Consider the following 11578-nt stretch of genomic DNA (forward strand, 5'->3'; position numbering starts at 1 on the left):
CCTAAGAAAGAAAATTTGAATGAAGCAAAGGAGATCGTGATGCCGAACCATTTCACTGTCCACCCACTGGGTCCCGCCATTGGTGCCGAGGTTCTTGGTCTGAACCTTGCCGATGGATTTTCCAATGAGACCCTCTCGCAAATCAATGTTGCACTTGTCAAACACGAAGCGCTGGTGCTGCATGTGCCTCATTTAACGCCTTCACAACACCTGTCCATTGCACAATTTTTTGGCACACCAGAAGTCCACACGTTCTATCCCAACTTGGGCGAGGGGTTTGAACAACTCACCATCATTGACTCCAAGCTAGGTGACCGCGCTGACATGTGGCACCACGATGAGAGCTTTTTACCCAGCCCTCCCATCGTCACGATGACTCAGGCGCAAATTTTGCCGCCTTGTGGCGGAGACACCTGTTGGATCAGCATGACCACGGCATATGACGCTTTGTCTGATCGGATGAAGCATTACCTGGATGGCCTGTCGGCGTGGCACGACATGAACGGCCCTATGACGGCCGCGCTGCGCCACAACGCAGTGACGCACGAGCGCTACCTCCAAGTCGTCAACATGTCTCGTCGACATCTGCATCCGATGGTCCGGGTTCACCCCGTGACTGGGCGCAAGGCCCTCTACATCAGTCCCACGTACACCACCCACATCGAAGGCCTGGAGCCCTCCGAAAGCGACGCCATCCTGGCGTTCTTGCACGCCCACTGCCAGCACATCCGATTTGTCTACCGGCATCGCTGGCAATTGGGCGATATGGTGATTTGGGACAACCGCAGCGTGATACATCACGCCATTCTTGACTACACCCCGCATCAACGACGCATGCATCGTGCATCGGTTTTTGCAAGTGACGCGCATCCCGCATGACGCTCACGAGGTCAGCACACACACGTGATGAAAGACAAACAATGAAAAATGATTTGAATCAAGAAATGCTGGCGAAATACGCGCCACGCCCCAGACGCCGTGCCTTGCTGCCGGAGCTCAATCCCAAGCAACAGCTGGCCATGCTCTGCCGCGTGCTGCACCGCGAGGGCTACAACGACCACCTTGCTGGACACATCACGGTACGTCAGGACGACGGGACGTACCTGGCCAACCCATGGGAGCTGACCTGGTCAGAGGTGACAGCCTCAGACATTTTGCGTCTTGACGACAAGTTCCAAGTGATCGAGGGCGATTGGAACATCACACCCGCCATCAATTTGCACAGAGATGTGCATCAGGCGCGGCACGACGTCGAAGTGGTGATTCACAACCACCCGACTTGGGGCTTGGTGTGGTCAGCGGTAGGACGTGTGCCACCGATCTATGACCAGACCTCGGCTCTGGTTGACACCGATCCAGTTCGCCACGACGAGTACCGAGGCACAGTGGAAGACGATGAACTGGGCCGAGCGGCTGCGAATTCGCTGGGCCAACACAAATGGGCGTTGCTGGCCAACCACGGGGTATTGGTTGTGGCCAACGGCATTCGTCAAGCCCACCTCAGAGCCATCACCCTCGAGTGGCGTTGCCGCATGGCATGGCGAGTTGAAATGCTGGGCGCAGGGCTGCCCCTGCCGGATGATGTGGTCAAGGCGACGGGGCAACGCACAGATACACACGGCTTTCCCTTTTTATGGGAAGCCATGGCACGCGAAGAAATCAGGCAAGACCCTTCGGTTTTAGATTAGCAAGAGCAGGGGGGTCATCCATCAGGCTCTGAATTCGACTTGCCGCCTCCAGCAAGTTGATCAAATTTTCTTCGTTCATTGGCTCAAAATGTTCGACGACCGATGGATGGACAAACAAATGACCACTTTCAGAGCGATAGATCCAACCTTTTTCAATCAACAACTCGACCTTACGACGAACGGTTTCTCTCGGTATGTCGGTTGCATCGGATATGGACAACGCATTACAAGGGCGAAGCACCTTGGCATGAGCGTCAATATCATCGAGTGCGATGGCGTCATTGCCCTTCGTTAAAAGCCAAGCGCCAACATTGTGCGTCGCAATTTCACCGAGCACCATAGCCATGACGATGTCGCCCTTGAAAACAGAATAGATCGAGCGCAATAAAGGCAATGTGAAGCCAGACATTGCAAATGACACCCTATGCCTCTCTAATTTAAGGCGCTCTAAATTCGATGGCGTTAGTTTGGTATTCATGTACCCATTTTGGGTGTCTTCACCACCACTGCTTTATCAACAAAGATTAAATTGCAAGCCTGTCTTTAAGCGCTTAACAAATTTTGATTGATTACACGCAATTTTCAAGCACGGCGCAAGAAGAAAAACATGAAACAGGAGATGAAAGATGAACACCCTAGAGCTCGACATCGTCAGCCCTTCGATTTATGCCAATCCTGCCTTGCTGCATGAACGATACGAGAGATATCGTACAGATGCGCCTGTGGCATGGATCAATCAGGAGCCCTATCGGCCTTTCTGGGCTTTGACCAGGCATGCCGATATCGTAGAAATCGAAAAGCAAAACACCTTGTTCATCAACGAACCTCGCCAAAATTTAGTTCCGCGAGAAGTTGAGGACAGGACCCTGGCTGCACTGGGAAAGAGAACAGCAGCAGTTCGAACCATGATCGACATGGATGAACCTGACCATCGAAAATATAGGAATGTTGCACAAAGCTGGTTTCTGGGTTCTGGTGTGACACGTTTTCATGGAAAGGTAGAGGAAATTTGTGCCGCATGGATTGAAAAAATGAAAGATTGCGGACCAGAGTGCGACTTCGCTAGTGACATAGCGAACTATGTTCCCCTCGCTGTCATCATGTGCATACTGGGATTGCCTGAGAAAGACATGCCTTTTGTGCTGAAAAGCACACAGCAACTCTTTGGCGCCAGTGACTCCGACATGAAAGACGAAAACGACGACTACGGTGTTACTGTGTTTCACAACCTCATGGATTATTTGGGACAGTTGGTTGCACAGAGGCGCCAAAATCCTACGGATGATTTAGCGAGTGTCATTGCTAATGGAATGGTCGACGGCGCGCCAATGGCAATGCTAGAAACCTTGTCCTACCTCCTCATTACAGCAACTGCGGGACATGAGACCACCTCTTCGGCGCTAGCTGGCGGGATGCTTGCATTCATGCAAAACCCTGAACAAATGAAAAAAATAGTTGCCCAGCCTGATCTGTGGGACAAAGGCGCAGATGAAATCGTCAGATGGGTGACGCCTCTGCGCCATATGATGCGCACAGCCACGCAAGACTATGTACTTCAAAGTCAAACCATTCGAGCTGGCGACAGCATTGGCCTGATGTACCTATCTGCCAATCGAGACCCTGCAGTTTTCACCAACCCATACGAATTTAACGTGGAGCGCCCAGCCTCGCGACATCTTGCATTTGGGATTGGCGCGCACTTTTGTTTAGGTCGATTGTTGGCATTGACCGAAATACGTACTTTTTTTAAAAAGCTGTTGCCCCAACTTGCGCTCATTGAGTTAGCTGGTGAACCTCAATTCGCACAAAGCAACTTCATAGGGACCCTGAAAAAGCTTCCGATCCGATATCGTTTCAGATGAGGCGTCACCCAATCTCATGCGGCTAAATAACTCTTTGATAGGGCCATCATGCATCGTAAATTATCCGTGTTAGCGATTTTTCTTTTGAGCATGACCACCTTCAGTCTGGCGCAAAGCAACCCAGATACACGACAAACTTATGTCGACTTTATGAAAGAGAAGCAAGCATTTCATTTGGGCACCTTGGCCTACTTATGGGGTTATCCCATGGTGGACATGACCAAGCAAATGCACAACGAAACGAACAAGATTGCAGCCAAGCAGCCAGTGCTTGCACCTATAAATCAGTTCTTTCGCAATGAAAATTTAATCACGCCTTCTACGGCAGGCGAACTGCGTGCACCCAACAACGACACCTTGTACTTGAGTGGCTGGTTTGACCTATCTCAAGAACCCATAGTCATCGATGTACCAGACACAATGGGTCGCTATTACACACTAGCCATCACTGATTTTTTTAATGAAGTGACGCATCTAGGAAGACGAACGACAGGCACGAAATCTCAATCATTTGCATTGTTAGGCCCCAATTGGAATGGCACTTTGCCGCCAGATGTTCAAGCCGTCAATTTAGCAACCAAAAGAGTTTGGATATTAGGTCGCATTGCTGTCAGTGGCATCGCAGACTTAACTGCTGCCAGAACGCTGCTGCGCAATTTCGATTCCACCCCCTTGTCGCAATGGAAGAACAAACAGCTCGCTGCTCAAAAGTCAGCGCCTAAGGAAGCTGCTGCATCAAGTCCGATGAGCACACTGGCTTTTTTTCAAATTCTGAACCAATGGTTACGTGACAATCATCCCAGAGCGGGAGAAGAGTCATTGGTCAGAATGTTTGATCAAATTGGGATTGGACCCCGCTCTATTTTTGATCCAAACAAATTAGATCCAGCAAGTCAAAAAGGCCTTGAGGCTGCCATTGCTGAAGGGCAAGCCCTGTTGAGAGCAAGCTCACAACAACCCATGCCCGATGTTCGAAATGGCTGGATCTTTCCGTTGGGCCTAGCAGACTATGGAGAAAACTACCTGATGCGTGCCGCCGTGGCCTTTGGTGGATACGCCAACAGGCCGCAAGAAACCGTCTATGCCGCTCGAACCGTGGACGACAGCGGGCAACTGATGACTGGAGAAAATCGATACAGAATTAAGTTTCCAAAAGGAAAGTTGCCACCTGTTGGCGCATTTTGGTCTATTACCGCCTATGACCTAAAAACCTTTCAATTGATCGAAAACACCATCCAGCGATATTCAATTGGCGATAGAACTGAGGGTTTGGTTTTTGAAGCAGATGGTTCCTTGCAAATTGATATCTCTCACGCAGCACCGCCATCAAAAGTCAACAATTGGTTACCCGTTGGCAACAATCCCTTCTCTTTGGTCGTTCGAATGTACGAACCGTCTTCAACCATTTTGAACGGTGATTACCACTTACCCAAACTTGAAAAGTTAAAGTGAGCTTTTCATAAGAATTCAGTTTTTTCAGTGCAATCGTCATCAAGGCATATCGAGCGCAGCGCCCATCAAGATTTGCTTTGAAGATGTAACAACCAAAGACGTGCCAACAAAGCTTCCGCTGTGTTGCCGTTCAGCATTTGAAAGACATCACGTGCTTGTTCTTTTTGCTCAGCCAAGTAGTGCGCATAGGCCAGCCTCAGGCGTGCGGCTTGTGGCTGACGCAAGCCGCCCTTTTCAATACCTTGTGCGATCAACGCCGCGCCGCGGGAGGCCTGACCACCCAAGGCCAGATTCAAGCCCATATTGACCGACGGATTGCCATCCTTGGCTTTTGCCAATTGGGCATCTAGCTGAGGCAGCAGTTTGTCGTCCTCTTGCTTCAATCGGCTGGCTTCAGCCAACAGGGCGTTGAACTTGATGCCCTCCTCAGGCCCGTCTGCTGTGGTGCTGAGTTTGGCCAACTCAAGCACTTTGCGCGCCTCAGACGGGTAGCCCGCACTGATGGCCAATTGGGCGTGTTCGATTGCATCGGCCATGGTCATCACAGCACCCGTGTGTTGCATCAGTCGGCGTAAATCGATGTCCAGATAAGCTGGAAAGTCCTTGCGTTGGGTGATCCGCAACAACAGTTCTGCCCACACTTGGGGCTTAGGGTAGTAGCGCACCAGCGTCTCGAGGGTGCTGACATAAGCAGGCATATTTTTCAGTTGGTGCAAAGCACTGGCCAGCAGACGAATATCGACCTCTTCGGGCACTCGACCAGCGGCCAGCTCTGCTGCAAGTCGCGGCTGAAGGATATCGACCGCTGGTTGGAACTGGCCTGAAAGATACAAGGCTTGGCCCTGCAGTTGACGAAATTGCTCTCGCTGCCCACCCAAGGTGAAATAGCGTTGTGCCCAGTGGGCGGCATCGGGGTAATTTTTGGCACGGTATTGAATCAGCACCAAATGTTCCATCAAGGCCAGCCGATCGACCAATGCACCGCGTTCGGTTTGAAGGGCTTTTTCAAGCGCCTTGCCCGCTGCTGCTGAATCACCTGCTGCCATGTGAACCACTGCGCGCAAGCGTTCGATGGTGAACACCTCAAGCGGGTTGGCCGTGGTCAGTGCATCGAGCGCAGAAAAACGGGCGAGCGCCTCGACGTGTTTGTTTTGTTTGTTCAGCTCTTGGGCTTGCTGCAGCGGCACGATGACCTCAGGGCGAATGGTCTCCTGCGCGTAGACAGGCGCAACGCCATTGGCAAACAGCAAACAGGCGGCCAAGGCTAGCCCAAGCCATGAGGGGTTTTTTGTCATGATGAAAGTAGGCAATGTCGCAAAAAATTAAAAGTTGGGTGCTTCTACGCCACCGTCAACACCCAAAATTTTTCCAGTGATCCACGCTGACGCGGGCGACACCAGAAAAAGCGCGGCAGCGGCAATGTCCTCGGGCTTGCCTAGGCGCCCCAATGGCGTGCTCGAGACCATGCGCTGCTTGCGTTCGGGGGTTAGAAATGGGGCCAAAGCGTCGGTCATGATCGTGCCAGGCTCGATCGCGTTGATGCGAATGGCAGGTCCAAAGTCTTGCGCCAAATTGCGCGTCATCTGATTCAGCGCAGCTTTGGCCGCCCCATATGCGCTGAAGTGTTTTTGCGCATAACGTGCCGCCACCGAAGAAATGTTGACCACGGCGCCGCCGCCAGCCTCACGCATGGATGGAGCGGTTTTTTGAATCATCAAGAAAGCAGGTGTGACGTTCCACGCCAGCACGGCACTTAACTCAGCCCCACTCATTTTGAGCGGGCTGTTGGGCCCGGCTCCACCCGCGTTGTTAATCAAAATGTTGATCTGGCCCAACTCGGCCAGCGTACGAGTGACCAATGTGTCGAGTTGAGATTCGTCACTGACATCGCACACCACAGTGATCGCCCTGCGGCCCAAGGCTCGAATGTCGTTGGCCACCGCATCCAGATCAGATGCGGTGCGGGCAGCCAGCGCCACATCTGCACCAGCTTGCGCAAGCGCCAATGCGCAAGCACGGCCAATGCCCTTGCCTGAGCCCGTCACGATGGCGACCTGACCGTGGAGAGAAAACAATGGAGCAATAGAGATCATGTTTGGAACGCGCTAATGAATGAATTCAGGAGGCTGCCATCGTCTGTGCCTTTTCAACCCTTGTAATGGCACAAATGGACTATGCCGCGCACGCACGACTGGTCTTAAGCTCACGGCTTGAATCTAAAAGGGCTTCAACATGCTGTCAAGATCGCGCCTGATTTTTTTTCTTAATCAACAGCTTATCCCAGGCTTGATCAATGGCCTGATCAACAGCGCTATCGCTTGGGCGATGTACCGCAACACTTTGGAGCTAGGGCTTTGGGATCGGGGTGCGTATGCGATCGACCTTCTCGCCACGGGTTTTCTTTTGCCCGCCATCAGTTGGTTGATCGTGCAACACTTGCTGCAACGACAGGCGTCAGCCGGCAAAGCGCCTTCGCTGACAGATCTATCCCGCCCCTGGTTATTGCGCTGGATGCGTTCAACCCGCTGGAAAGGCGCAGCCAGAATTGGCCTGATGGGTATGCTGCTCGTGGGGGGGTGCGTGGTGGGCGCTCTTGTCTTGGCGGGTAGCCCACCCTTGAAGGGCACCGATTACGCCGTGTTCAAAGGCTTGTTTGGCGCCTTGCTCAGCTTGGTGCTGCAACCAGTCATGGTATTTTCGGCACTTCAAGGCGGCCAGCCACAAGCGCTATTTAAGGCGTGATCGCGCCTCGTATCATGAGCGCAAAATTGTCACTGTAGGGTGGCAACATGCCCCATTCACGCCGCGGATCGTAGCTGCCCGCGCTGTACACGCTGCGGGCATGACTGAACTCAAGAAAGCCCTCATGCCCATGGTAGTGCCCCATGCCGGAAGCCCCCACGCCGCCAAAAGGCGCATCATGCAAGGCGGGGTGCATGGTGACGTCATTGATCGAGACGCCGCCAGACAAGGTGTGGTCAAGTACCCATGCCTGTTCAACCGCATCGCTGCCAAAATAGTAAAGCGCCAACGGCCTCTCGTCTGCATTCAACTCAGCCACCGCATCTGAAATCACTTGGTACGTGCGCAGCACCAAGGCTGGACCAAAAATTTCATGCCGCGAGATCTCACTCTCAGCAGGGGGATTGACAACGATGCGCAAAGGCATGCGTCGACTGCGCAAGCCTTCAGCATCGGGCAAATCTCCAGCCACCACAACCCGAGCACCACGCGCGTCGGCGTCGGCCACATAAGACTCCACGCGCGCAAAATGTTGGTCGTTGACCACAGGCACCACATCGGGGTTGACTGAGAGGCTTGGGAACAGCCCGCTGTAGAAGGTTTGCAAGGAATCGATGAATGCTTGGGCCTGCGATTCGTGCACCCAAACCACGTCTGGTGAAACACATAACTGACCGGAGTTGGCGCTTTTTCCGACGGCAATACGCTCCGCCGCGTTGACCATGTCGGCCCCGCTTCCAATCAAGACAGGGGATTTACCGCCCAACTCCAGAGTCACTGGCACCAGGTTTTCGGATGCAGCCTTCATGACCAGCTTGCCCACCCGGGTCGAGCCTGTAAAGACCAAGTGATTCCAAGCTTGGCAAGAGAACGCCATCGCCACATCAGGGCCGCCGGTGACGACTGCCAATTCATCGGGAGAGAAAAATTCGGCCACCGCCTGGCTCAATACCAAAGCGGTGCGCGGTGCGATTTCAGAAGGCTTGAGCACGGCTCGGTTGCCAGCGGCAAAGACACTGGCCAGCGGGGACAGCAAGGTAAACAAGGGCGCATTCCAAGTGCCAATGATGCCCACAACACCTTTGGGTTGGTATTTGACCCAGGCGGTGGCACCAAAGTTATCGAAGGGCGACACACTCGGGCGTGCCTGGTCAGGCATCCACGCAGCCAAATGATCGCGGGCATGCTTGAGCGAACCAATTGAGCCTGCGACATCGTTCATCATGGAAAAAACGCGAGGACGCCCTCCAAAATCATCGCCCATGGCTTCACACAGCGCATCGTTGTGCTTGACCAACAAGTCAATCACGCGTTGCAGTCGGTCGCAGCGGGTGGCAGCACTGACCGGACCCTCTCGGATAAAAGCGGCCTTTTGCGAGGCAAGCAGTTGGGCTAGGGACTGGGCATGGTGGGAATCGGACATGGTTTTTTCCTGTCAGTTGGCCTGTTTGATCAGCATATGGCCATGCTAGCGAGCTTCATTTCAGCTTGCTTAGTCTGAAAAGACGATGGCACGGGCGGGCCAGTTCGGTCAACATGAGCCATGAACTCTTTCAATGCCCCAAGCGTCACCTGGCGAACTCACCTGAGTCTGGCGCTGCTGGCGTTGGTCTATATTTTTTCGGTCATCGACCGCCAAGTCATTGCCATTTTGATGCAACCCATCAAAACCGAGTTTGGGGCGACCGACACCCAAATGGGTTTGCTGAGTGGGCTGGCTTTTGGTTTGTTTTATGCCGCGCTGGGCGTGCCCGTGGGCAAACTGGCCGACCGCTACAACCGCAGCCTTATCGTGGCGGTTTGCTGCTCTTTATGGAGCGTGGCCACCCTGGCCTGCGGACTGGCCAGCCAGTTTTGGCAGCTTTTTTTGGCACGCATGTCGGTGGCCATTGGCGAGGCAGGTGGCATGGCACCCTCTATCTCGCTGGTGTCTGACCTGTACCCTGCGCGTCAACGCTCCATGGTGATCAGCCTGTTCATGACGGGCCCCCACTTGGCGGTGGTGATCGGGCTGGCTTTGGGGGGGTGGATTGCACAGGAACACGGTTGGCGTGCCACCTTTATTTTCTTTGGGGCCCCAGGTATTGTGCTGGGTGTGTTGGTCTGGTTGCTGGTCAAGGAACCCCAGCGCGGTGCATTTGATCCCCCAGTTGACGCGGATTTGGCGCGCGCGAACGCAGCAAATTCTGCGCCTGAGGTCCAACCATCGTTGTGGCGTCAAATACGTCGTCTTTTGGGAATTTGTGCGTTCAGGCGGGTTTCTTTGGCTTGTGCCATGGCTGGGTTGGCGGGTTATGCCTATGGCGTTTGGACGCCAAGTTTTCTGGTGCGCACCCACGGCCTGAGCCTGGCCCATGCTGGATTGATGTTTGGTCTGGCCAGTGGCTTTGGCGCTTTGGCTGGGGGTTTGAGCAGTGGCTGGTTATGCGATCGGCTGGTCGCACGTGATGCCCGTTGGCAACTGGCTCTGCCGCTGATCGGGGTATTGGTGTCGATTCCATGCGCCATCGCATTTTTACTTTGGCCTGCCAGTGGTTTTTGGCAAATGGGGCCGTTGATGGTGCCCCATGCCATGTTGTTTGCCAGCGTCTTTGGATTTTTTGCCAGTTGGTGGCCCTCCTTGTCTTACAGCGCCATCAGCCACATGGTGAGCGCCGCCGAGCGAGGCGTGGCTGCGGCGTTGCTGAACTTCTTCATTACCCTTTTTGGCATCGGTTTTGGGCCATTGATCACCGGCATGCTGAGTGATTGGCTGACGCCCATGTTGGGCGTGCAGGCATTGCGCTGGTCATTGGTTGGCGTGATGTTGTTGATGATTCCAACCGCAATTTTGCTGGGCATGGCCATCAAGCCTTACAAAGACCAACTGCGTCAATTAGGCCGTCTGAGCACCAGTGCGCGAAGCTGAGACGCCAATGAGTGACGATGCAATGCCATCGGCTTTGTCCAACCCCGCCCCCGTGGTGTTGGTGACCGGTGCGAGCCGTGGCATCGGTGCTGCCACTGCATTGGCCTTTGGTCGCGCGGGATGGCGCGTGGCCATTGTGGCCCGCACACTCGCCAGTGAACACGCCATGCCGCACCAATTGCGCCACCCAGACGGGCAATTGCTGGCGGGTAGCCTTGCCTCCACAGCCTCCACCCTCAAGGCGTGCGGGGCCGAGGTCATGTCGCATGCGATGGACTTGATGTCAACCACCTCGATGGATACGGCCGTGGATGCCGTGCTAGAACATTTTGGACGCATTGATCTGCTGATCAACAACGCGGTCTACCAAGACCCCGAAGTCAATGCAATGCTTTTGTCCTTGGAAGACGACGCCTTGCAACGCAGCTTGATGGGCAATGTGGTGGCCCCTTTTCACTTGGTACGCAGGGTGCTGCCCCACATGCTCAAGCAAGGCGGTGGAAAAATCATCAATGTTTGCTCAGGTGCAGGCCAATACGACCCGCCCGCTGCCGCTAACGCGGGCGGCTGGGGATTTGCCTACGGCGCATCCAAAGCCAGTCTTGCAAGACTGGCCGGGTGCATCAACCGTGAGCATGGTGGAGAAGGGGTTTGTGCTTTCAGCGTCAACCCCGGCTTGGTCAGCACCGAAGCTGTGGCGGCCACATTGGGTCAAGAGGGTGAGCTGGCCCAACGCTTTGGGATCACGCCTGCAAGCGCTATTGCAGCCAGTCTGTTGTGGTTGGTCACCGACCCGCGCGGCGCAGCACTGCGCTTGAAACCCTCACTGATTGATCTCAAGGCCTTGGTTCACGAGCACGGGTTGGGCGCTCAGGGCCTGGGTATGGCAAGAGATCATTCGTCTTCTTGAACAAGGCCTGGCCAAG

The 11578-nt window shown here is 54.1% G+C and carries 11 protein-coding genes; 7 read left to right on the forward strand and 4 right to left on the reverse strand.

What is annotated here, in order from left to right:
- Positions 1-39 precede the first annotated feature (39 nt).
- Both V7Q41_RS01420 and V7Q41_RS01425 read left to right on the forward strand, forming a co-directional pair.
- Positions 40-879, forward strand: coding sequence for a TauD/TfdA dioxygenase family protein (locus V7Q41_RS01420; protein WP_333841847.1), 840 nt, complete (start codon positions 40-42; stop codon positions 877-879).
- A 41-nt stretch (positions 880-920) separates the two neighbouring features.
- Entirely contained in the window at positions 921-1688 is a 768-nt protein-coding gene (locus V7Q41_RS01425; RefSeq protein WP_333841850.1) for a class II aldolase/adducin family protein, read from the forward strand.
- On the opposite strand, the gene V7Q41_RS01430 is transcribed toward V7Q41_RS01425, so the two are convergent.
- Positions 1660-2166, reverse strand: a complete 507-nt coding sequence (locus V7Q41_RS01430; protein ID WP_333841853.1) for a hypothetical protein — start codon at positions 2164-2166, stop codon at positions 1660-1662. The two genes, V7Q41_RS01425 and V7Q41_RS01430, sit on opposite strands and share 29 nt — an antisense overlap.
- A gap of 148 nt (positions 2167-2314) precedes the next feature.
- On the opposite strand from V7Q41_RS01430, the gene V7Q41_RS01435 reads away from it, so the two are divergent.
- Together V7Q41_RS01435 and V7Q41_RS01440 are read left to right on the forward strand one after the other, a co-directional pair.
- Complete coding sequence (locus V7Q41_RS01435) at positions 2315-3550, forward strand: cytochrome P450 (protein WP_333841856.1); 1236 nt, start codon at positions 2315-2317, stop codon at positions 3548-3550.
- A gap of 48 nt (positions 3551-3598) precedes the next feature.
- On the forward strand, positions 3599-5002 hold the full coding sequence (locus tag V7Q41_RS01440; RefSeq protein WP_333841859.1) for a DUF1254 domain-containing protein: 1404 nt from the start codon (positions 3599-3601) through the stop codon (positions 5000-5002).
- A 65-nt stretch (positions 5003-5067) separates the two neighbouring features.
- Here the strand turns inward: V7Q41_RS01440 and V7Q41_RS01445 are convergent, their stop codons facing one another.
- Positions 5068-6297: a tetratricopeptide repeat protein gene (locus V7Q41_RS01445; protein ID WP_333841861.1), complete on the reverse strand. Its 1230-nt coding sequence runs from the start codon at positions 6295-6297 to the stop codon at positions 5068-5070.
- 27 nt (positions 6298-6324) lie between these two features.
- The gene (locus tag V7Q41_RS01450; protein ID WP_333841863.1) at positions 6325-7077 is read right to left on the reverse strand and encodes an SDR family NAD(P)-dependent oxidoreductase; all 753 of its coding nucleotides are present in this window, start codon (positions 7075-7077) and stop codon (positions 6325-6327) included.
- 157 nt (positions 7078-7234) lie between these two features.
- On the opposite strand from V7Q41_RS01450, the gene V7Q41_RS01455 reads away from it, so the two are divergent.
- Complete coding sequence (locus tag V7Q41_RS01455) at positions 7235-7744, forward strand: hypothetical protein (RefSeq protein ID WP_333841866.1); 510 nt, start codon at positions 7235-7237, stop codon at positions 7742-7744.
- Here V7Q41_RS01455 and V7Q41_RS01460 read toward each other — a convergent pair.
- A complete protein-coding gene (locus V7Q41_RS01460; protein WP_333841868.1) occupies positions 7734-9167 on the reverse strand; it encodes an aldehyde dehydrogenase family protein in 1434 nt (477 codons plus the stop codon). The two genes, V7Q41_RS01455 and V7Q41_RS01460, sit on opposite strands and share 11 nt — an antisense overlap.
- Positions 9168-9287: 120 nt before the next feature.
- Between V7Q41_RS01460 and V7Q41_RS01465 the strand changes: the two genes are divergently transcribed.
- Together V7Q41_RS01465 and V7Q41_RS01470 are read left to right on the forward strand one after the other, a co-directional pair.
- Complete coding sequence (locus V7Q41_RS01465) at positions 9288-10652, forward strand: spinster family MFS transporter (protein WP_333841871.1); 1365 nt, start codon at positions 9288-9290, stop codon at positions 10650-10652.
- A 7-nt stretch (positions 10653-10659) separates the two neighbouring features.
- Positions 10660-11562 carry an SDR family NAD(P)-dependent oxidoreductase gene (locus tag V7Q41_RS01470; protein ID WP_333841873.1) on the forward strand — a complete coding sequence of 301 codons (903 nt, stop codon included), beginning with the start codon at positions 10660-10662 and terminating at the stop codon, positions 11560-11562.
- Positions 11563-11578 lie beyond the last annotated feature (16 nt).

This window comes from Limnohabitans sp., assembly GCF_036804465.1.
GTDB lineage: Bacteria > Pseudomonadota > Gammaproteobacteria > Burkholderiales > Burkholderiaceae_C > Limnohabitans.

Bases quoted from the DNA above. Each gene is read 5' to 3' on its own strand.
- V7Q41_RS01420 (WP_333841847.1), top strand. From the start codon at position 40: ATGCCGAACCATTTCACTGTCCACCCACTGGGTCCCGCCATTGGTGCC.
- V7Q41_RS01425 (WP_333841850.1), top strand. From the start codon at position 921: ATGAAAAATGATTTGAATCAAGAAATGCTGGCGAAATACGCGCCACGC.
- V7Q41_RS01430 (WP_333841853.1), bottom strand. From the start codon at position 2,166: ATGAATACCAAACTAACGCCATCGAATTTAGAGCGCCTTAAATTAGAG.
- V7Q41_RS01435 (WP_333841856.1), top strand. From the start codon at position 2,315: ATGAACACCCTAGAGCTCGACATCGTCAGCCCTTCGATTTATGCCAAT.
- V7Q41_RS01440 (WP_333841859.1), top strand. From the start codon at position 3,599: ATGCATCGTAAATTATCCGTGTTAGCGATTTTTCTTTTGAGCATGACC.
- V7Q41_RS01445 (WP_333841861.1), bottom strand. From the start codon at position 6,297: ATGACAAAAAACCCCTCATGGCTTGGGCTAGCCTTGGCCGCCTGTTTG.
- V7Q41_RS01455 (WP_333841866.1), top strand. From the start codon at position 7,235: ATGCTGTCAAGATCGCGCCTGATTTTTTTTCTTAATCAACAGCTTATC.
- V7Q41_RS01460 (WP_333841868.1), bottom strand. From the start codon at position 9,167: ATGTCCGATTCCCACCATGCCCAGTCCCTAGCCCAACTGCTTGCCTCG.
- V7Q41_RS01465 (WP_333841871.1), top strand. From the start codon at position 9,288: ATGAACTCTTTCAATGCCCCAAGCGTCACCTGGCGAACTCACCTGAGT.
- V7Q41_RS01470 (WP_333841873.1), top strand. From the start codon at position 10,660: ATGAGTGACGATGCAATGCCATCGGCTTTGTCCAACCCCGCCCCCGTG.